This is a genomic window from Rhizobium sp. N621 (assembly GCF_001664325.1).
GTDB lineage: Bacteria > Pseudomonadota > Alphaproteobacteria > Rhizobiales > Rhizobiaceae > Rhizobium > Rhizobium esperanzae.
The window spans coordinates 1,952,687-1,971,589 of the sequence record NZ_CP013495.1; the positions used below are offsets into that span (position 1 = coordinate 1,952,687).

18 protein-coding genes, 5 tRNA genes and 1 pseudogene are annotated in these 18,903 nt (G+C 58.9%); 9 read left to right on the top strand and 15 right to left on the bottom strand.

Annotated elements, in window-relative coordinates; translation table 11 throughout:
- Positions 1 to 24 precede the first annotated feature (24 nt).
- The 5 genes from AMK00_RS09525 to gloA form a co-directional block, all read right to left on the bottom strand.
- Positions 25 to 99: transfer RNA gene (locus AMK00_RS09525), tRNA-Glu, on the bottom strand.
- A gap of 176 nt (positions 100 to 275) precedes the next feature.
- A tRNA-Glu gene (locus AMK00_RS09530) sits at positions 276 to 350 on the bottom strand.
- A gap of 75 nt (positions 351 to 425) precedes the next feature.
- Positions 426 to 500 (bottom strand) — tRNA-Glu (locus AMK00_RS09535).
- A gap of 198 nt (positions 501 to 698) precedes the next feature.
- Positions 699 to 1,754 (bottom strand): YcbK family protein, encoded by a 1,056-nt coding sequence (locus tag AMK00_RS09540; RefSeq protein ID WP_406869902.1) that lies wholly within the window; start codon positions 1,752 to 1,754, stop codon positions 699 to 701.
- Between the two features lie 187 nt (positions 1,755 to 1,941).
- A complete protein-coding gene (gene gloA, locus AMK00_RS09545; RefSeq protein ID WP_064810230.1) occupies positions 1,942 to 2,382 on the bottom strand; it encodes a lactoylglutathione lyase in 441 nt (146 codons plus the stop codon).
- Between the two features lie 194 nt (positions 2,383 to 2,576).
- Between gloA and AMK00_RS09550 the strand changes: the two genes are divergently transcribed.
- Positions 2,577 to 3,155 (top strand): cold-shock protein, encoded by a 579-nt coding sequence (locus AMK00_RS09550; protein WP_064802232.1) that lies wholly within the window; start codon positions 2,577 to 2,579, stop codon positions 3,153 to 3,155.
- Position 3,156: 1 nt separating this feature from the next.
- The gene (locus tag AMK00_RS09555; RefSeq protein WP_064802234.1) at positions 3,157 to 3,642 is read left to right on the top strand and encodes a DUF192 domain-containing protein; all 486 of its coding nucleotides are present in this window, start codon (positions 3,157 to 3,159) and stop codon (positions 3,640 to 3,642) included.
- A 72-nt stretch (positions 3,643 to 3,714) separates the two neighbouring features.
- On the opposite strand, the gene AMK00_RS09560 is transcribed toward AMK00_RS09555, so the two are convergent.
- A tRNA-Pro gene (locus AMK00_RS09560) sits at positions 3,715 to 3,791 on the bottom strand.
- 669 nt (positions 3,792 to 4,460) lie between these two features.
- Between AMK00_RS09560 and AMK00_RS09565 the strand changes: the two genes are divergently transcribed.
- From AMK00_RS09565 to AMK00_RS31865, 4 genes and pseudogenes are all read left to right on the top strand, one after another.
- Positions 4,461 to 4,766 carry an ETC complex I subunit gene (locus tag AMK00_RS09565; protein WP_008526983.1) on the top strand — a complete coding sequence of 102 codons (306 nt, stop codon included), beginning with the start codon at positions 4,461 to 4,463 and terminating at the stop codon, positions 4,764 to 4,766.
- A gap of 57 nt (positions 4,767 to 4,823) precedes the next feature.
- Positions 4,824 to 4,900: transfer RNA gene (locus AMK00_RS09570), tRNA-Arg, on the top strand.
- Between the two features lie 202 nt (positions 4,901 to 5,102).
- Entirely contained in the window at positions 5,103 to 5,414 is a 312-nt protein-coding gene (locus AMK00_RS09575) for a hypothetical protein (RefSeq protein WP_064810231.1), read from the top strand.
- A gap of 24 nt (positions 5,415 to 5,438) precedes the next feature.
- Positions 5,439 to 5,540 (top strand): annotated as a pseudogene (locus AMK00_RS31865) (IS66 family transposase); the annotation flags it as partial.
- A 281-nt stretch (positions 5,541 to 5,821) separates the two neighbouring features.
- Here AMK00_RS31865 and AMK00_RS09580 read toward each other — a convergent pair.
- The gene (locus AMK00_RS09580) at positions 5,822 to 7,942 is read right to left on the bottom strand and encodes a right-handed parallel beta-helix repeat-containing protein (RefSeq protein WP_064810232.1); all 2,121 of its coding nucleotides are present in this window, start codon (positions 7,940 to 7,942) and stop codon (positions 5,822 to 5,824) included.
- Positions 7,943 to 8,177: 235 nt separating this feature from the next.
- Positions 8,178 to 8,381 (bottom strand): hypothetical protein, encoded by a 204-nt coding sequence (locus tag AMK00_RS31870; protein ID WP_123876194.1) that lies wholly within the window; start codon positions 8,379 to 8,381, stop codon positions 8,178 to 8,180.
- A 748-nt stretch (positions 8,382 to 9,129) separates the two neighbouring features.
- Between AMK00_RS31870 and AMK00_RS09585 the strand changes: the two genes are divergently transcribed.
- Entirely contained in the window at positions 9,130 to 9,522 is a 393-nt protein-coding gene (locus AMK00_RS09585; RefSeq protein WP_041678636.1) for a hypothetical protein, read from the top strand.
- Between the two features lie 251 nt (positions 9,523 to 9,773).
- Here AMK00_RS09585 and AMK00_RS30675 read toward each other — a convergent pair whose 3' ends face one another.
- The 5 genes from AMK00_RS30675 to AMK00_RS09605 all read right to left on the bottom strand — a co-directional run bounded on the left by AMK00_RS30675 (position 9,774) and on the right by AMK00_RS09605 (position 14,737).
- Positions 9,774 to 10,085, bottom strand: a complete 312-nt coding sequence (locus AMK00_RS30675; protein ID WP_082240290.1) for a hypothetical protein — start codon at positions 10,083 to 10,085, stop codon at positions 9,774 to 9,776.
- Between the two features lie 391 nt (positions 10,086 to 10,476).
- Positions 10,477 to 11,250, bottom strand: coding sequence for an amino acid ABC transporter ATP-binding protein (locus AMK00_RS09590; RefSeq protein ID WP_038688615.1), 774 nt, complete (start codon positions 11,248 to 11,250; stop codon positions 10,477 to 10,479).
- A 17-nt stretch (positions 11,251 to 11,267) separates the two neighbouring features.
- Positions 11,268 to 12,413 carry an amino acid ABC transporter permease gene (locus tag AMK00_RS09595; protein WP_064810233.1) on the bottom strand — a complete coding sequence of 382 codons (1,146 nt, stop codon included), beginning with the start codon at positions 12,411 to 12,413 and terminating at the stop codon, positions 11,268 to 11,270.
- Between the two features lies 1 nt (position 12,414).
- Positions 12,415 to 13,617: an amino acid ABC transporter permease gene (locus AMK00_RS09600; protein ID WP_064802243.1), complete on the bottom strand. Its 1,203-nt coding sequence runs from the start codon at positions 13,615 to 13,617 to the stop codon at positions 12,415 to 12,417.
- Between the two features lie 94 nt (positions 13,618 to 13,711).
- On the bottom strand, positions 13,712 to 14,737 hold the full coding sequence (locus tag AMK00_RS09605; protein ID WP_064802245.1) for an amino acid ABC transporter substrate-binding protein: 1,026 nt from the start codon (positions 14,735 to 14,737) through the stop codon (positions 13,712 to 13,714).
- A 348-nt stretch (positions 14,738 to 15,085) separates the two neighbouring features.
- Between AMK00_RS09605 and AMK00_RS09610 the strand changes: the two genes are divergently transcribed.
- A complete protein-coding gene (locus AMK00_RS09610) occupies positions 15,086 to 16,276 on the top strand; it encodes a cystathionine beta-lyase (protein WP_064810234.1) in 1,191 nt (396 codons plus the stop codon).
- A 139-nt stretch (positions 16,277 to 16,415) separates the two neighbouring features.
- On the opposite strand, the gene AMK00_RS09615 is transcribed toward AMK00_RS09610, so the two are convergent.
- Together AMK00_RS09615 and AMK00_RS09620 are read right to left on the bottom strand one after the other, a co-directional pair.
- Positions 16,416 to 17,570, bottom strand: coding sequence for an FAD-dependent monooxygenase (locus AMK00_RS09615; protein ID WP_064810235.1), 1,155 nt, complete (start codon positions 17,568 to 17,570; stop codon positions 16,416 to 16,418).
- 29 nt (positions 17,571 to 17,599) lie between these two features.
- Positions 17,600 to 17,845 carry a zinc-finger domain-containing protein gene (locus AMK00_RS09620; protein WP_064802251.1) on the bottom strand — a complete coding sequence of 82 codons (246 nt, stop codon included), beginning with the start codon at positions 17,843 to 17,845 and terminating at the stop codon, positions 17,600 to 17,602.
- Between the two features lie 155 nt (positions 17,846 to 18,000).
- Here AMK00_RS09620 and AMK00_RS09625 point away from each other — a divergent pair, with 155 nt between their 5' ends.
- Positions 18,001 to 18,786, top strand: coding sequence for an alpha/beta fold hydrolase (locus tag AMK00_RS09625; protein ID WP_064802253.1), 786 nt, complete (start codon positions 18,001 to 18,003; stop codon positions 18,784 to 18,786).
- Positions 18,787 to 18,903: the final 117 nt, after the last annotated feature.

The following is an 18,903-nucleotide window of genomic DNA, read 5'->3' on the forward strand; positions in this document are numbered from 1 at the left end:
ATGAACGAATATAAGGAAGTAAAGTGGCACGCCCTAGGGGAGTCGAACCCCTCTTCCCAGAATGAAAATCTGGTGTCCTAACCGATAGACGAAGGGCGCTTCCTTCGTGGTGGCGCCCTTATAGTCAGCACCTTCGAAAGCCGCAAGCGCCAAGGCGCGAAAAAATCACAGTTTTTGCCGATTTTTTTTAGCTGTGGAAAACCATGGCGCTACGGGGCGGCGGATGGCTGGAAATATCGAACCGACGGGTGGTTGGCGGCACATCATAAGCTCGATGGTACGCCCTAGGGGAGTCGAACCCCTCTTTACAGAATGAGAATCTGTCGTCCTAACCGATAGACGAAGGGCGCAGGCCAGCCTCGTTAAAATAGGCGTACGCGCCGGCTTCTGCAAGCGGATGTGATGGCTTCTATATGGAGGGAAAGTGGCACGCCCTAGGGGAGTCGAACCCCTCTTCCCAGAATGAAAATCTGGTGTCCTAACCGATAGACGAAGGGCGCTTCCTTCGTGGTGGCGCCCTTATAGTCAGCACCTTCGAAAGCCGCAAGCGGCAAATTCGATTCTTTTCAAAAAAATGACAGATATTCCGACGGCCGTGGTATTTCAGATTACTGCTGCCGAATCAAAGGCTTGTACGGCCTCCCAGAAGCAGATGAAGTTCAGTTGACCTTAGGTGATGGAACTTCGCGCCGACGATGTTAGATCGCTCTTGCGGTGGTTACGGGCGCCCGTTTGCCGCCGCAGCCCCAGTTCCAGTCGCGGGTCTTGCCGGTGTCGAGGTGGACCGAGTCGGTGTGGCAATAGGTGCCGACCCCGCCGCGATCCGGCAAGGAGCGGATATAGGCGGCGATATCCCACTTGGACACGCCGTCGATCTGAATGTCTGCGGCCTCACAGCTCTTGTGCATCGATTCATCAGCACCACCGACCAGGCGGTTATGTTCTTCGTCGCGATAGCCTGATGTGACGATGACAGGCCGGCCGAAATGGTTCTCGACCGTCTTGATCACTTTCAGCAGGTCCGGCTTGAAGCAGCCGACCTCGACATTGTCGTTCTGGACGTGCAGCCCGTTCGGCGCAACTCGCGTCATGCCGGGCAGGGCGGCTTTGTGCAGGAGGCCGGAAAGACTGCCGAGCAGGTTCTGCTTCGGTGCGCTGTAAAGCGCGTTTGTCGTCGAGGCCGGGATACCGCCCGTCGCCAGCGAGGCTGTTTGTACGGGCGCAGGCTGCGTACCGGAATTTTCAGACGATTGCTGCGGCAGCACCGGCGCTGCCGGCTGCGAGGGCATGATCGGCTGGCTGTAGACGCTGCTTTTTGCGGGTGCCACTCCTTCCGTCGGCGCAAAGGCTTGCGGCTGGATGACGGTAGACGTGCTGTTGTTCTGCGGCGGCGGCTGGTGATCCGAAAAGATGCTCATCGCCTGGGCGTTGATCCGTGTCGACTGCATGACGAGCCCGCCTAGATTGGCAGGCGCCGCCATTCCCGGATCGGCCGGCGGGACGGCGGCATTCGCATCCCCTGCCACGACCTGTGGCGCGGCCTGGGCGCCGGAGACATTGACGAGCCGGGGGTCGGTATAGACCGAGCGCGGGGCAGATTTCACCGGCGCCGTTGCGCCAAGTTGTGGCGCTGCAGCCACCGTCGCCGGAACCGCAGGAGTCGCCGCTGCGGAATCGAGCGTCTTCTTGTTCGATACGCAGCCCGACAGCGCCAATATCGAGGTGGCGATCAGCAATGCGCCGGTAATGGGCATCCGCGTCTCAATATTACCCAAGCAATCTGTCTCCGGTTGATGCGAAAAACAGCGAAATATCGCCATCCTCCGCTTCGATTCACCGGAAGATTGCCTGCGGGGCCGGGTCGCGGCAAGCGCCAAGGCGCCGGCCGGACCCGAAATCGCAAAAGCCGCAAGTTTCGCAAAAGCCTTGCGGCCAAAACCCTTACCAGGCGCCGGTATTGCCCATGGAAGCCCAAGGTTCGGCGGCCGGAAGCGGGCTTCCCTTCTGCAGAATTTCGATCGAAATGCCGTCGGGCGAGCGCACGAAGGCCATGTTGCCGTCGCGCGGCGGCCGGTTGATGGTAATGCCGTTATCCATCAGCTTTTGGCAGATCGCGTAAATATCATCCACCTCATAGGCGAGGTGGCCGAAATTGCGTCCTCCGCTATAATCCTCCGTATCCCAGTTGTAGGTGAGCTCGAGGCAGGGGGCTTTTTCGCTGCGCGCACGGTCGAGATCGTCGCGAGCGGCCAGGAAAACCAGGGTAAAGCGGCCCTTCTCGTTTTCGTGGCGGCGAATCTCCTCCAGTCCGAACAGCGAGGTATAGAAGGCAAGCGAAGCGTCCAGATCTTTGACGCGAACCATCGTATGAAGATAACGCATTCTATCTACTCCTTTATAGGGGCTGGCCTTTTTGGCGAGCCGAGGTCAGCTTCGGGCAAGTCATCTTTATAAAATGTGCAGCTGGGAATAACCGAAAACTAGGACTTGCGCTTATCCGTTACCAAGATGTTAATCTTGATTTCAAGAATCAGTTAACCGTAACAGTGTGACGCGTATTCGAGGGGCTGGCGATAATGGCTGATAGGATTTCATCGAACGCATACACCGATGTCGACGAGCTGTCGTCAGAAGCGGTCGATCTTGTCGAAATCACCGGTGTCGTCAAGTGGTTCGACGTCGCCAAGGGCTTCGGCTTCATCGTGCCTGATAACGGCATGCAGGATGTTCTCCTGCACGTGACCTGCCTGCGCCGCGACGGCTACCAAACGATCCTCGAGGGCACGCGCATCGTCGCTCTCGTCCAGCGCCGCGAGCGCGGCTACCAGGCTTTCAAGATCCTCTCGATGGATCAGTCGACTGCCATTCATCCCTCGCAGTTGCCGCCGGTGCGCACCCATGTGCAGGTCACCGCCACGAGCGGGCTCGAGCGTGCGCTTGTCAAGTGGTTCAACCGCACCAAGGGCTTCGGTTTCCTGACGCGCGGTGAGGGCACCGAAGACATTTTTGTGCACATGGAAACGCTGCGCCGCTTCGGGCTGACGGAGCTGCGCCCCGGCCAGGTGGTCCTCGTCCGCTTCGGCGATGGCGAAAAGGGCCTGATGGCCGCAGAGATCCATCCCGACGTTCCGAGCCCGGCAAGCCGGTCGCACTGACATGCGCGGCATCGTCCTGTTTCATGCGATCAGAAGCGCCGTCATGGCGCTTTTTTTCTTGGTCGCCCTGCCGGCTTTGGCTGAGGAGGAGATGCGGTTCGACAAGGAGCCGCTGCTCATCCAGACAGCCGCGGGCAAGATGCTGCATTTTACCGTCGAGGTCGCCGCCACCGGTGATCAGCGCGCCCGCGGGCTGATGTTTCGCAAGTCGATGGCTGATGACGCCGGCATGATTTTCGATTTCGGGCAAACACGGCGCGTTGCCATGTGGATGGAGAACACCATCCTGCCGCTCGACATGCTCTTTGCCGACGACACCGGCACGATCCGCCACATCAAGGAAAACGCAAAACCCTATTCACGCGACATCATCGATTCGATGAGCCCGGTGAAATACGTCGTCGAACTCAATGCCGGCATCGTCGGCAAACTCGGAATCAAGCCAGGCGACAGAATCGTCAGCGCCACGACGACGAAGGCGAAGTGACGGTACGTAAGCTCGCGGGTGCACCAGCTGCGATGCAGGTATCAAGAAATTGATGGATATCAGGATATTGAATGGTCGGAGTGGAGAGATTCGAACTCCCGACCCTCTGGTCCCAAACCAGATGCGCTACCAGACTGCGCTACACTCCGTGCCGTGATTGGCAGCGGGAATACACGGTTCGCTTCGCCGTCGCAACCCATAAATCCAGCGGTCGCCGGAGATTTCTCACCATGTCTGTGGACGCAGGGGGAAATCTCGGGTCGGCCGTCAATTTACCTGTGAGGCGCAATTGGACGTCAGGGCGATCAGCCTTAGCCGCGGGCGATCAGGCCGATATATTGGGCATAGCTGATAGCGATATAGAAGAAAGCGGTGATGCCAGCTCCTATCATAATGGCATTGAACTCTGTCGAACGTCTCATCATGCGTGCATCCACTGAAGCCGATTGAGCCGCAAACTAGTGCCCATGGCCGGCTGCGGCAATCAGCTTGTGATCACAACATGAGACAATTGGTAATATTGCGCAATGGTCTGGAATTCCTGCGGATTTAGGTGGATGGGAAGCGACATGAGGGATGAATGTGCTGAGCCGCCCGAGTTAACGATAAGCCTTGCTCCCCAACACATTGGCGTATTGTCGGTGCGGCTGTGGCGGCGGCGTCGCGATCCGCTTTTTTCTTGAAAAAACGGGGATTCGCGGATAAGCAAAATTCAACTCTTCGCGTTATCGCAAACGACGAAGCAAGTGCCCGGCAACGGGATTGAGACCATGAAAGGCGGGGCGCTCTGTCCTCGCATATTCGGAGATGCCGCAGTCATGTCTGCCAAGATCTATCGTCCTGCTAAGACCGCCATGCAGTCCGGCAAGGCCAAGACCCATCTCTGGGTGCTTGAATTCGATCAGGAGTCGCCGCGCAAGATCGATCCGATCATGGGCTACACCTCCTCGGGTGACATGCGCCAGCAGGTAAAGCTCACCTTCGAAACGCAGGCACTTGCCGAAGCCTACGCCCAGCGCAACGGCATCGAATACCGCGTCATCGCGCCGAAGGACCCAGCCCGTCAGGTTGTGGCCTATCCGGATAATTTCCGCTATACCCGCACGCAACCCTGGACGCATTGAAATTTCTCGTCCACATATGGCGCATTCGGTCGCGCTTCGTAAACGCGGCCAGCGGACGGCCCCTTAGCTCAGCTGGATAGAGCACCTGCCTTCTAAGCAGGTTGTCGCAGGTTCGATTCCTGCAGGGGTCGCCACCATCTTTCAGATATCTGTTTTTACGCAGTTTTTGAGAAACCCCTTATCGGAGTTGTTTTGAGGGCTACGCTTTTAATATGCATCCGGCAATGCTGGTAATCGGCTTTTGGGCAAATCTCACCGAAATGGGCGCGCAGTCTGTTTAACATTTATCGGCCATGAACTCGCGGACACCCTAGTACTAATTTCTATGGAGGGAAGGTGACAAAGCGCGCAAGTATCATCTGCCTAGTAGGTTTCATCCTCTGTTTCGTAGGCGTGATTGCCCTAGGAATTTTCAGCGGCGGTGTGGAGTATATGCATGGCTCCACCAGATATACCTACAACATTCTTTGGACACTTCTTGCTGTACTATTTCTGCCAGGCCTCATGAGTTATTTATTTTCGCGGTCGTGGCCGGAATTTCGCAAGGATAAGGCCAATAGAGAATTCGTGCGCAAGAACAAATTGTTAACATTTTTTATTTGGCGCGAAATCAGGGATGAAGGAATGGACAACGGGCAGCATCAGTAGCGGTCATGCGGATTTGGCTGCCATGGCAGGATGCCGACCGATAATAACATTCTGAAACGCGACATCCGAGTTATTGCCACAGCCAGAAACAGTTGGCTATTCCGCGATACCGTCGACGGTCCAAGGCCGGCGCCTTGGGCGCCTGACCGGCGCTCCACTCGACCGCGTCAAAAATCGCGAGATGTACGGGGACCGCTATCGCCTCGCGCAAAGCGGCACCGGAAAGGCCGGCCGACACCGGCCGAAAATGACAGCGCGCGGAGGGGATCGCCGCTCGGGCTACGCCCTCCCAGCTTGCTCATCCACGCGCTGAAGTAACCGAAGTTTGCGTGCTGTGTGGCGGATTTTACTCCGCCCTCGTTGGCACGATTGTTGCGGCGGTCGGGCGACCGCCGCAACGGGTATGATTACAGGAGAAAATCGCCTGCCCCCAGCTGGACGTGGCCCTGCAGCTGAATCTCGAAGTCGTGAACGCCGTCGCCGTTCAAGTCGGCCTGGATAACGGTATGGTCGTCCTCGTAGTGCCACGCGAGCGCGCCAGCCTTCTTGTCGAACAAGGCATTCTCCTGCGCCTGGAAATGGAAGGCTGCATCGCCCTGCGCAGATCCATTCGCATCGATCGCCGAGAGGTCGATCTTATCGACGCCATGCTGGAAGTCGGTGATGACGTCGCGGTTCGAGCCGGACCCAGTTTCCGTCGCCGTTTTGAAGGCAAACGTATCCGAGCTGGTGCCGCCGGTCATGATGTCCTTCCCGGCACCGCCAATGATGACGTCTGCGCCGGCGCCGCCGTTCAGCTTGTCCGCGCCGGCCCCGCCATTGAGAACGTTGCCGCCGTTATTGCCGCCGGTCAGCACGTCGTCGTAGCTGGAGCCGGTCACGTTTTCGATGCTGACGAGCTTGTCACCGGTGGCGTGCCCGCCCGATGCTACCTTAGTCGCCAAGTCGACGTGGACCCCCGCGCTGGAGCCCGCATAGCTGGCGGTGTCGTTGCCATTGCCGCCGTCGAGCACGTCCGCGCCGGCGCCGCCCTTCAACATGTCATTACCGGCGAGACCCTTGAAGGTTTCGTTGCCGCCGTTGGACTGACCGGTGTGCGGCATGATGTCATTGCCGTTGGTGCCGGTGTACAGCTTCGTGGTTGTGGTTGGCGTTCCCGTGGTGGGGGTCTCCGTAGTCGGCGTAGTTGGCGTTCCCGTGGTCGGCGTCCCCGTGGTCGGCGTCCCCGTGGTGGGCGTTCCCGTGGTGGGCGTTTCCGTAGTGGGCGTCTCCGTAGTCGGCGTACCGGTGGTTGGCGTTGTCGGTTGCGTTGGTGCGGTCGGTGTTCCCGATGCCGGGGCGGAGCCGGATTCGTAAGCACCCATATCAACAGTTCCTACGACGCGCGCGTCGCCGTCCAGATCGACCGAGCTGACGCCGTACTTGGTGGTTCCGCTGTCAACCGCCGCCGAGCCGGAGCCGAGGTGGAAGTCGTCGCTCGATGCCCCCACGAATTTCGGGTCAACGCCGAGCTTGTTGCCGTCCGCCGAGCTAGGCATCGCGTTGCCGCCATCGGTTTTAACCGAGGCCTGGCCGGCCGTGCCGTTGTAGGTGATGTTGTTGGCCCAGACGACGTTTTTGTTGGTGTAGGCGTCGGTCGACGTATTATCGATCGCAGTATTGTTCTTGTTCAGCGACGGGTCGGCTACGGCGACGTTGTTGACCCAGGTGTTGTTGCTCGACGCCGAGTTGCTCAGCTCGCCCCGCCAGGTGCCGGTGTTCTGCGGGTCCTGGTTGTTGTGGTAGGCGGTATTGTTCTTCACGGTGACGGAGTCGCTCCAGGTAACCTGAATGCCTTTGCCGCCGTTCCCGTAGACGAGGTTGTTGTCGACCAGGGTCTTGAACGTGTAGTTCGGATTACCGCTCGCCTGCGTGCTCTGGAAATCGTCGATGATGATGCCGTTGCCGTCGGTGTGTTCACCAGACTTTGTGACGTTGTCGTGCGAGATGTTGTTGCGCACGATGTTCCGGTAGCCATCCGTCGAGGTATCACCGGTGATGTTCCGGTTCTCGTAGAGCGAGATGCCCGAGAACCAGCCCGACGACGCGTTATTATAGGTCTCGTTGCCTTCGACGTGGATGAAGTCCGACTGGTTGAACTGGATGCCCGACTCCCCGTTGCCGTGGACCTTGTTATTGAGGATCTGGACGTGGTGGACACCGCTCGCTTCGATGCCGTCGCCGCTGGCGCCGCTGATATCAAAGCCGTCGACGACCACGTGGTTGGCGTTGACACTGATCGCGTTCCAGGAGCCCGCGGGGGCCCGGATCAGCGCCCCGCCGGGCACTTCCGAGCGCAGCGTGATGTCGGCTGCCGCCGAGCCGTCCTTGTCGATGTTGATGCTCTCGTTGTACGTCCCCGGTTTCACCACGACCTCGTCGCCAGGCTTAAGGTTCGAAGCCATCGCCTCACTGATCGTGCGAAAAGGAGAGGAGGCACTGCCGTTACCGCCGCCGCTGCTGCTCGAAGCTACGTAGTATGTTGTCATGGTTTTGTTCCTCAACTTCAGCGTTGTCTAATATTTTGTGGTTAATCATGTCTTGCGGCGGGGTTTATAGGACGAGGTTCTGAAGGGCGCAACAGCATCTAAACAGTAAGTACTTGAGAAACATAGCCATATTGCTGCCACAATATCCAGATCACTCCCAAGTTACATTTTGAAATATTTGCGGAAATCCGATTCGCCCAAATTGGGACAAAATATATATCTCGCTTCCCGCGAATTATTCTTTCTGCAACCAGGGCGACGCCCGCCCATTGAAAAGATTAGGAAAATCTGATGGACGTGACTGGAATCCTGCCGCCAAGGCGGCATCAACATTTTTTCTGAATTTTTCAATTTTTGGCAGCTTCGCCTTCACGATTGGGGCTAATTGACATGGCCGTGGCAAGGCCAGCACCCTCTCCGGGGTGCTCGATTCGATCATGAGTCGCTTTCAAGACTGATTAGATAATGGGCACACCGCTCCTCCGCAGACACATGCCAGCAGGTGAAATTCGCCTTCGAAGCGCAGGCTCTGGCGGACGCCTATACTCAGCGCAACGGCATCGAATGCGTGTGATCGCGCCGAAAGACACCGCTCAGGTGGTGGCGTATCCCGAACAATCCTGAACTCGAACCCCGCCATTTTGGAGAAGGTGGGCGGGGCAATTCATCCATGGCTCGGGGTCACATCGCTAGATTACAAGGGAAATTTGCTCGGACACCTCATCTGGCGTGGAGGCGGCCGAACCCAATTGCGGCGCGGGGTCCTTTGGCGGCACATCGAACGGCACGGAGATGTTCAGACGCTCTCGGCCTCGCAGTTGTTGTATAGCGAGGGAAAGATCCATCTTCTTCGTGGCTGGCTTTCCGATACCGGAGCCATGACGATTTCGGTTTGGCTGTCACGTCGTCATGCAGGCGGCAAGCAGTTTTATGGAGATCATCTTTGATACATCGCAGACGTGAATAATATTACCCAAGACGGCAAAGTAATCATCGCAAGTGGGTTATTTCGTGTGGTGCGTTGCAGCCAAGACAAAGACAGAAATTCTGAGGATGTCGCCAGAAAGTTGAAATATCGTGGGATTATATATGTTCGATCTGCGCTATACTGCCTCTAGCCGCAATAGGTGGGATGCTGCTGCCGTCGACAACGTATACCCTCCCTGGTCAATTCTTAGGGGGCGAGTATGAGAACGATCTTTGTGAGCATCAGCGCCGCTGCATTTCTAACTGCAATGAATGCCTACGCGGTTGATCTTCCTGCAGGGGCCAAAAAGGCTACTATGGACGAGTTCAAAGCTTTTGCTGATGGCAAGCATGTGAAGGTAGAGATTGTCGATCTCGAAAAGCCTGTGACCGCCGAACTCGTTTGGAGTTGGAAGAAGGGGACCATTACCGGCAAGGCCGATGTCGGCGGCAAAACGATCGACGTGAAAACGAAACTCACCTTCAAGGGGGATAAGGCCTGTTCTGCCGGCAAAGGCGAAAAGCCAAGCTGCCATTTTATCTATATCGACGGCAGCAAGTTCTACGAAGTTCGAGATGACATGAAAGTACATGCGGTGTCGACCGTCGGTTGAGGTTCGCATCCATCCCGCAGCTCCCGATCCCCGCACTTATGGAGCTCGGTCCAATCCCGCTGCTCCGGTTGCCCTGAAAGCCGCGCTGCAGCTTCCACCATCCCCGTGGTAAATGCCGGACGGCAAGGGCCGGCCATCCGACAGCGCCAAAAGCTGATATGCGGCCGCCGTCGACAAGCCACACCGATACAGCCGGGCTTGTGTTCCCGGCTTTTGAAGTCCTATGGCAAACTAGAACCGTTCGGTTCTTCTCAGCGATCCAGGAAATGATCGAAGTAAATCTTGGGGATGGGGTAAGCGTAGACGCCTCGATCGACAAAGCCGCGCCTGTAGAGGCAATTTCTGAGCGCCGCGTTATAGTGCAGGCTCTGCGGATCCGGCGACCCGCGTCGCCATGAGCCTGCCTCCGGCACGCACCACTGAAGAGCTTTGTCGTATCGAGAGAGGAGGGCAGGGTCTGTGTCGACCCGTACGCCGCTGTAGGATTGATAGTTTGAAGGAGATTCTGCGGCCGAAATACAGCCCAGGCTAAGTGCAACGCCAACGACTGCCATCAATCTCATTTGGTTTAGTTCTCCTCTGGTTGATCATCGAAGTAATCGAGCGGGAGGTTATTTGTTTCAACGCCTGCGGGCAAGAGGGATGGGGTGCTGGAGCAATTCCAGGAAAAGTGTGAAACGGTTTCCGTCCCGGAATTGGGTAAAAACAAAAACTTAGAGCGGTTCTGCGCTTCCATGAAAAAGCTGAACCGCTCTCGGCATGGCCGGGACCGCCAGCGCGGCGGCCTCTCAATGGATCAATCCAGGAGATCGGCCCGCACCTTCCGCCGGGCGGCGGCGATTCCCGTCCTGCCGGTGTCTGCAATCTGTTGCAGGCCGCCGCCGCCCGCTGAACATGAAAGACCCGCCGAACCCAAAAGGTGCGGCGGGCCTCCAACAAGTTCAGCATTCGGGGTCAGTGCAGGATTTGGCTGAGGAACAGCTTGGTGCGCTCGTGCTGCGGATTGTCGAAGAATTCGGCTGGCGAATTCTGCTCGACGATCTGCCCCTGATCCATGAAGATGACGCGGTTGGCGACCTGGCGGGCAAAACCCATTTCGTGGGTGACGCAGAGCATGGTCATTCCTTCCTCCGCGAGGCCGACCATGGTGTCGAGCACCTCCTTGATCATTTCCGGATCGAGCGCCGAAGTCGGCTCGTCGAACAGCATGATCTTCGGGTTCATGCAGAGCGACCGGGCGATGGCCACGCGCTGCTGCTGACCGCCGGAAAGCTGGCCCGGATATTTGTTGGCCTGTTCGGGGATCTTGACCCGCTTCAGGAAGTGCATGGCGATTTCTTCCGCCTGCTTCTTCGGCATCTTGCGCACCCAGATCGGCGCTAGCGTGCAATTTTCGAGGATCGTCAGGTGCGGGAAGAGGTTGAAGTGCTGGAATACCATGCCGACCTCGCGGCGCACCTCGTCGATCTTCTTCAGATCGTTGGTGAGTTCGGTGCCGTCGACGATGATCTGGCCCTTCTGGTGCTCTTCGAGACGGTTGATGCAGCGGATCATCGTCGATTTGCCCGAACCGGACGGGCCGGCGATGACGATGCGTTCGCCGCGCATGACCTTCAGGTTGATGTCGCGCAGCACGTGGAAATCGCCGTACCACTTGTTCATGTTGATGATTTCGATCGCCACTTCCGTTGCGGAAACGGTGAGCTTCTTAGCTGGAGCTTCAGCCATGATTATTTCCCTCATTCTTATCGTTTGTGGCCGGTGTCGAGGTGACGTTCGATGAATGCTGAATAGCGCGACATGCCGAAGCAGAAAAGCCAGAAGGCGAAGCCAGCGAATATCAGCCCCGTCAGCGGCGTTACTGCGGTTGCCCAGTTCGGATCGACGAAGTTGAGGCGAACGATGCCGAGAAGGTCGAACATACTGATGATCGATACCAGCGAGGTGTCCTTGAACATGCCGATGAAGGTGTTGACGATGCCGGGGATCACCAGCTTGATTGCCTGCGGCATGATCACCAACCGCATCTTCTGCCAGTAGCCCAACCCGAGCGAATCCGCGCCCTCGAACTGGCCCTTGGGAATAGCCTGCAGGCCGCCGCGGATGACTTCCGCCATATAGGCGGAGGCGAAGATCGATACCCCGATGATCGCGCGCAAGAGCTTGTCTACCGTCCAGCCGGCCGGCAGGAAAAGCGGCAGCATGACGCTCGCCATGAACAGGACGGTAATCAGCGGCACGCCGCGGACGACTTCGATGAAAACGACGCAGAACGTGCGGATGACCGGCATCTGCGAGCGCCTTCCGAGCGCCAGGATGATGCCGAGAGGGAAGGAGACGGCGATGCCGACGAAAGAGAGCACCAGCGTCACCAGCAGCCCGCCCCAGAGTGGGGTCTCGACGATTTCCAGGCCAAATCCGCCGTAAAGCAGAAAGAAGGAAACGATCGGCAGCACGCCGAAGAGCAGGAGGGCGTTGACGCCCTTACGCGGCGCCGAAGGGATGAGCATCGGCACCAACAGGAGTACGAAAAGAATGCCGACCAGCGTCGGGCGCCAGCGCTCGTCGAGCGGATAACGTCCAAAGATGAACTGGTCGAATTTGGCATTGACGAAGGCCCAGCATGCACCGCTCCAGCCATCCGGTTGGATGCCACCCTGTACGGCAGTGGCGCAGAAGGTGCGGTCCGGGCCGCTCCAAACCGCCTGCACGAAGAGCCAGTCGAGCGCGTGCAGGAGGGCCCAAACGACAAAGACCAGCGCCAGGACGGTTAGGACCATGTCCTTGGGCGTCGCAAGCAGGTTACGCCGAATCCAAGCGACCGGGCCTTTCTCTGCCGAGGGCGGCGGTTCCGGCGCCAGTATGGCGGTTCTGACGAAAGCGTTGCTCATCTTACCTCTCCACCAGCGCCATCTTGGCATTGAACCAGTTCATCAACAACGAAGTTACGACGCTGAGGCTGAGGTAAATGACCATCCAGATGAGGATCACCTCGACAGCCTGACCGGTCTGGTTCAGCGTCGTGCTGCCGACGGCGACGAGATCGGCAAAACCGATGGCGATCGCCAACGACGAGTTCTTGGTCAGATTGAGATACTGGCTGCTCAGCGGCGGAATGATGATGCGGAAGGCCTGCGGAATGACGACCAGCCGGGTGATCGACGAGGGGTGAAGCCCGAGTGCGGCCGCAGCTTCGGTCTGTCCCTTCGGCACACCGCGAATGCCTGCGCGCACGATTTCGGCGATGAAGGCAGCGGTGTAGAAGGAAAGTGCCAGGAAGAGCGACATGAATTCAGGCCCGACGACGGAGCCGCCGGTGAGGTTGAATTTGCCCGCGATCGGATAATCGAAGGAAAGCGGCGCGCCTGCGACCAGGAAGACGATCAGCGGCAGGCCGATCAGCAGGCCGATCGAAGCCCAGATCGTATGGAACGGCTGACCTGTCGCTGCCTGCCGGCGATGCGCCCATCGGACCGTGACGATAACGGCGATGATCGCGACGACGAAGGCGACGCCGACGAGCCAGAAAGTCTCGCCGAAAATCGGTTTGGGGAAAGAAAGCCCACGGTTGTTCAGATACGCCCCGAGCGGCAGATGCAGTGACTCGCGCGCATTCGGGAGAACCGCCAGAACGCCCGAATACCAGAAGAAAATGACAAGCAGTGGCGGGATATTGCGGAAGACTTCAACGTAGACCGTGCACAGCTTGGCAATCAGCCAGTTCCTCGACAGGCGGCCGATGCCGATGATGAAGCCGATGATGGTGGCGGTGATGATGCCGGTAACGGCGATCAGGATCGTATTCAGAAGGCCGACGACCAGCGCCCGGCCGTAGGTCGAATCGCTTGAATAAGCGATCAGCGACTGACCGACCTCGAACCCGGCACGGCCGTTCAGAAAACCGAAGCCCGACGCGATGTTGGCGCGCGCCAGATTGACGGCAGTGTTGTGCGCGACCCACCAGACGAAGACGACCAGCAGGACGATGGTGAGAACCTGGAAGAAAATGCCCCGAATTGTCGGGTCGTAGAGGGCGGACTGAAGGCTCCAGCCGCTCCTGGATACACGTGTTGAATCCAAAGCCTGATGCGTCATGCTTGGCCAATTCCCCATTACGCTCCTTTTCGGAGCTTTTTTATTGGAGGGGAAAGGCGGTCGCCCGCCTTTCCGGCTTCATGCGTGATGCCGCTCAGCGAACCGGCGGAGCGTACTGAATGCCGCCCTTGTTCCACAGGGCGTTAAGGCCGCGCGCAATCTTGAGCGGGCTGCCCTGGCCGATGTTACGCTCGAAGACTTCGCCGTAATTGCCGACGTTCTTGACGATGTTGTAAGCCCAGTCGTTGGTCAGACCGAGATCGGTGCCGATCTTGGTATCCGCCTCGACGCCGAGGAAGCGCTTGATGTCAGGGTTCGGCGAGTTCTTCATGTCGTCGACATTGGCCTGCGTGATGCCGAATTCTTCAGCATTTATCATGGCATAGCCGACCCAGCTGACGATATCGAACCACTGGTCGTCACCCTGACGAACAGCCGGGGCGAGCGGTTCCTTGGAGATGATTTCCGGCAGGATCGCGTGTTCGTCCGGGTTCTTCAGCGTCAGGCGCAGCGAATACAGACCGGACTGGTCGGTGGTGTAGACGTCGCAACGGCCGGCATCATAGGCGGCGTTGACCTCGTCCAGCTTTTCGAAGACGACCGGATTGTACTGAAGATTGTTCGCCTTGAAATAATCGGCGAGGTTGAGCTCGGTGGTCGTGCCCGACTGGACGCACACGGATGCGCCGGAGAGTTCCAATGCCGACTTCACGTTCAGGCTCTTGCGGACCATGAAGCCCTGGCCGTCATAATAGTTGACGAAACGGAAGTTCAGGCCGAGTGCCGTATCGCGGTTGATCGACCAGGTCGTATTGCGGGCGAGGACGTCGATTTCGCCCGACTGCAGGGCAGGGAAGCGATTGGCGGCGCTGAGCGGCGTGAACTTCACCTTGGTGGGGTCGCCGAACACGGCCGAAGCGACAGCCTTGCAGAAGTCGACGTCGAAGCCCGCCCAGTTGCCGGAAGCGTCAGGCGCTGCGAAGCCGGCGAGACCGGTGTTGACGCCGCACTGAATGAAACCCTTTGCCTTTACATCACCGAGAGTCGTGGCCGAAGCAGCCGAGGCGCCAAGAGCGAAAACTGCTGCGCCGATCGCGGCGGACAGAAGCTTGTTCTTCATTTTTTTCCCAACCTTTTCCGTTGTATTATATTTTCTTGTGGGGCGTTCCGGCGGAAAACTCTGCCACCCCCATCGTCTCGACACCCTCCCGGCGCGAGTACCCTATCACAGTCGCAAATGTCACCATGGTCAAGTGTCGCCATCAATAATTGCGGCAAAATTCAGCATTTTGCCGGATTGCGCCACATTCGAAGGCGGTTGGCTAGGAAATGAGCGCCCAATTGCGGAAAAATAACGCGAATTTAGAAAAACCTCGCGACTGGTGTCCCCCTCCTCGAGGGGTTGACCGGACCGGTCGAGGCGTCCAAAAGTCTGGTTTTGCGCCCCTCGCCAAAGGCTATTTCCGACATGAAAGACAAAGACAGCTTGCTGCAGACCGCCGGCATCAACACCCGCCTGACCCATATCGGCAACGACCCCTTCGACTATCACGGCTTCGTCAATCCGCCGGTCGTGCATGCCTCGACGGTCCTGTTTCCGAATGCGGCGACGATGGACACGCGCTCGCAGAAATACACCTATGGAACGCGCGGCACACCGACGACGGACGCGCTCTGCGAGGCGATCGATGCGCTCGAAGGTTCTGCCGGCACGATCCTCGTCCCCTCCGGGCTGGCGGCCGTCACCATTCCGTTCCTGGGGTTCGTCGCCGCCGGCGATCACGCACTCGTCGTCGATTCGGTTTATGGCCCGACCCGCCATTTCTGCGATACGATGCTGAAGCGGCTCGGCGTCGAGGTGGAATATTACGATCCGGCGATCGGCAGCGGCATCGAGACGCTGTTCCGGCCGAACACCAGGCTCGTCCATACCGAGGCTCCCGGTTCCAATACCTTCGAAATGCAGGATATTCCGGCGATCTCGGCGGTCGCCCATCGCCATGGCGCCGTCGTCATGATGGACAATACCTGGGCGACGCCGCTCTATTTCCGGCCGCTCGATCACGGCGTCGACATCTCCATCCATGCAGCGACCAAATATCCATCCGGCCATTCCGACATCCTGCTCGGAACGGTGTCGGCCAATGCCGAGCACTGGGAGCGGCTGAAGGAGGCGAACGGCGTGCTCGGTATCTGTGGCGCGCCCGACGATGCCTATCAGATCCTGCGCGGACTGCGCAGCATGGGCCTGCGCCTCGAGCGCCATTATCAAAGCGCGCTTGATATCGCCGAATGGCTGGAGGGCAGGGAGGATGTCGCCCGCGTGCTGCATCCGGCGCTGCCGAGTTTCCCCTCTCACACTATCTGGAAACGCGATTTTACGGGCGCCAGCGGTATCTTTTCCTTCGTGCTTGCCGTGGAGAGCCCCCAGAAATTCAAGGCGAAGGCCCACGCCTTCCTCGACGCGCTCAGGATTTTCGGTCTCGGCTATTCCTGGGGAGGCTTTGAAAGCCTCGCGCTACAGGCCAATCTGAACGACCGCAAGGTCGCCAAGGCGCCGAAGGAGGGGCCGGTCATCCGCCTGCAGATCGGCCTAGAAGATGTGGCCGACCTCAAGGCCGATATCGAACGGGGTTTCGCGGCGGCAAGCGCCGTCTGAGCAGTTGCGGCTAAAGTATGTCGCGCAAAAATGTGCAGCGGTTTTGCGGCAACGAATGCGTAGAACAAATACCTAAAGCGCAATGAGCGGATCTGAAAGATCGCGATGCGCTTTAGGGGCTGCGGCCGCTTGCGGCGCCTTACAGCGTGCTCCGAGCCCGGTAGCCGTAGATCCAGTCGAGATCGGCCGCCAGGCTTTGCGGCGGCTTGAGGCCGAGCACCAGATCACGGCCGATCCGGATCGGCCCCTTCGCATGATAGGCAAATTTGTTGAAGGCGCCGCGCTGGCGAAGCTTTGCAATGCGCGGCGCACGATGCCTTTCAAAGAGCGCCAGTGCTTCCGCCACCGGACGGTTTGAAAGAACCGCGGCAAGTTCGTAGGCGTCTTCGATCGCCATGGCCGCTCCCTGGGCGGCAAAGGGCATCATCGCATGCGCGGCGTCGCCGATCAGAACCGTCTCGCGGCCGTCCTGCCACGCGCCCGACGTGGTTTCGAAGAGCGGCCAGAACGTCAGCTTCGGCTGTTTTTCGAGCAGCGACATGATCGCGCTGTTCCAACCGGAAAGCTGCGCCCGGAGCCGCGCGCGCTGCTCTGCCGTCGGCTCGTTCCCCCAAGCCTGCGGCGCGGCATTGCCGGCGGTGATCGCCACCATGTTGATGCTGCCGGTCTCTTTCAGCGGATAGCAGACAAGATGCGCCGATCCGCCGAGAAAGGCCGAAACGCTTGTCCGGTCGAGAAAACCCGGCGCCTCGTCTTCGGCAATGGTGAAGCGGTAGGCGATGTTGCCGGAAAAGCGCGGTGAGGGGCTGCCGGGTATGGAGTGCCGGAGTTTCGACCAGACGCCGTCCGCGCCAATGACCACATCGGCGGCCCGTTCGACAGGTGGCGAATTCGATTCCATTCGCGCGCCGAGATGAAGCCGGCAGAGCGGATCGGCTTCGACTACGGTGAGAAGCGCATTCTGCAATGTGGCGCGGTGCAGCACGCCATAGGGTGCCCCCCAGCGCTGCCGCGCGAATTTGCCGGCCGGCACGGCCGCAAGCTGGCGCAGCGAACCGCCTGACATCAGCCGGATCGCCTCCGGTTCGAGCCATACTTTTGAAAGTCCCTCGAGGACGCCGAGTTCTGCCAGGATGCGGGAGGCGTTCGGCGAAACCTGCAATCCTGCGCCGACCTCGGCGAGTTCATCCGCCTGCTCGAAAATCTCCGAGCTGATGCCCCGCCGCGAAAGCGAAAGCGCAGCGGTCAGCCCGGCAATACCGGCGCCGATGATGGCGGCATGTTCGACCGGCATTATCAAGTCCGATCCGGATTCTGGACGGTTTACGCCGCCTTCACGTGGAAAACGCAGCCGGCCGGATTGGTCTGGCTCGGCTTGAGAGAAGGATTATAGCGGTAAAGCGTCGAGCAGTAGGAACAGACCTTCTCGTTGTCGTCGCCCATGTCGATGAAGATATGCGGATGGTCGAACGGAACCGATGCGCCGGTGCACATGAATTCCTTGACGCCGACTTCGATGACGCGATGACCGCCGTCGTTCTGGAAGTGGGGAATGTTATGGCCGGCCATGTCGCTCTCCGAATGCTTTGAAAGTGCGCGGACCTTATAAGCCTTCGCCGCAAATGTGTAGAGCCAAAGCGCCGCTCCGGACACAGTTTTTACCCACTATTTTGGCTTCACGCCGAGAGGCGGCTCGACTATGGTCGCGCCAAAAGGAAGGCCCGATGAACCTGAATACACCTGCATTTTCAAGCTTCACTCATGACGGATTGGAGATCGCCTTTTTCGATGAGGGCGACCCGTCCGGCGTGCCTGTCCTGCTGATCCATGGTTTTGCCTCGACGGCGAACGTCAATTGGGTGCATCCGGGCTGGTTGAAGACGTTGGGAGATGCCGGCTATCGGGTGATCGCCATCGACAATCGCGGCCATGGCGCGAGCGACAAGCCGCACGATGCCGAAGCCTATCGCCCCTGGGTCATGGCCGGCGATGCGATCGCCTTGCTCGATCATCTCGGCATCCCTGAGGCCAATCTCATGGGCTATTCGATGGGCGCGCGCATTTCCGTTTTTGCAGCACTCGCCAATCCGCACCGCGTCCGCTCGCTGGTGCTCGGCGGCCTCGGCATCGGCATGACCGACGGGGTCGGCGACTGGGACCCGATCGCCGATGCGCTGCTGGCTCCGTCGCTGGAGGTCGTGACGCATGAGCGCGGCCGCATGTTCCGCGCCTTCGCCGAACAGACTAAGAGCGACCGCACTGCGCTTGCCGCCTGCATCCGCGGCTCGCGCGACCTCGTCGCTCGCTCCGATATGGGCAAGCTCGACATGCCGACCCTGATCGGCGTCGGCACCAAGGACGATATCGCCGGCTCGCCGCAGGAACTGGCTGCCCTGATGCCCGAGGCCGAAGCGCTCGATATTCCCGGCCGCGATCATATGCTCGCCGTCGGCGATAAGGTTTTCAAGCTGGCGGTGCTGGCCTTCTACGCAAGGGTCGCCGAGCGGTGACATCATCGTGATGCCGAAAAACCATGCTAAAAAACCATGGCGACGGCACCCATTTATGTTATTGCCGTTTTCCTCTATATATCGGTATTCCGAAAACGGCATTCCGGCTGGCAACGA

Excerpts from the sequence above, each read along its gene's own strand:
- AMK00_RS09555 (WP_064802234.1), top strand. The coding sequence starts at position 3,157 with ATGCGCGGCATCGTCCTGTTTCATGCGATCAGAAGCGCCGTCATGGCG.
- AMK00_RS09590 (WP_038688615.1), bottom strand. The coding sequence starts at position 11,250 with ATGGCTGAAGCTCCAGCTAAGAAGCTCACCGTTTCCGCAACGGAAGTG.
- AMK00_RS31870 (WP_123876194.1), bottom strand. The coding sequence starts at position 8,381 with ATGATCGAATCGAGCACCCCGGAGAGGGTGCTGGCCTTGCCACGGCCA.
- AMK00_RS09620 (WP_064802251.1), bottom strand. The coding sequence starts at position 17,845 with ATGGCCGGCCATAACATTCCCCACTTCCAGAACGACGGCGGTCATCGC.
- gloA (WP_064810230.1), bottom strand. The coding sequence starts at position 2,382 with ATGCGTTATCTTCATACGATGGTTCGCGTCAAAGATCTGGACGCTTCG.
- AMK00_RS09595 (WP_064810233.1), bottom strand. The coding sequence starts at position 12,413 with ATGAGCAACGCTTTCGTCAGAACCGCCATACTGGCGCCGGAACCGCCG.
- AMK00_RS09615 (WP_064810235.1), bottom strand. The coding sequence starts at position 17,570 with ATGCCGGTCGAACATGCCGCCATCATCGGCGCCGGTATTGCCGGGCTG.
- AMK00_RS09565 (WP_008526983.1), top strand. The coding sequence starts at position 4,461 with ATGTCTGCCAAGATCTATCGTCCTGCTAAGACCGCCATGCAGTCCGGC.
- AMK00_RS09580 (WP_064810232.1), bottom strand. The coding sequence starts at position 7,942 with ATGACAACATACTACGTAGCTTCGAGCAGCAGCGGCGGCGGTAACGGC.
- AMK00_RS30675 (WP_082240290.1), bottom strand. The coding sequence starts at position 10,085 with ATGAGATTGATGGCAGTCGTTGGCGTTGCACTTAGCCTGGGCTGTATT.
- AMK00_RS09605 (WP_064802245.1), bottom strand. The coding sequence starts at position 14,737 with ATGAAGAACAAGCTTCTGTCCGCCGCGATCGGCGCAGCAGTTTTCGCT.
- AMK00_RS09540 (WP_406869902.1), bottom strand. The coding sequence starts at position 1,754 with ATGCCCATTACCGGCGCATTGCTGATCGCCACCTCGATATTGGCGCTG.
- AMK00_RS09600 (WP_064802243.1), bottom strand. The coding sequence starts at position 13,617 with ATGACGCATCAGGCTTTGGATTCAACACGTGTATCCAGGAGCGGCTGG.
- AMK00_RS09550 (WP_064802232.1), top strand. The coding sequence starts at position 2,577 with ATGGCTGATAGGATTTCATCGAACGCATACACCGATGTCGACGAGCTG.
- AMK00_RS09610 (WP_064810234.1), top strand. The coding sequence starts at position 15,086 with ATGAAAGACAAAGACAGCTTGCTGCAGACCGCCGGCATCAACACCCGC.
- AMK00_RS09625 (WP_064802253.1), top strand. The coding sequence starts at position 18,001 with ATGAACCTGAATACACCTGCATTTTCAAGCTTCACTCATGACGGATTG.
- AMK00_RS09585 (WP_041678636.1), top strand. The coding sequence starts at position 9,130 with ATGAGAACGATCTTTGTGAGCATCAGCGCCGCTGCATTTCTAACTGCA.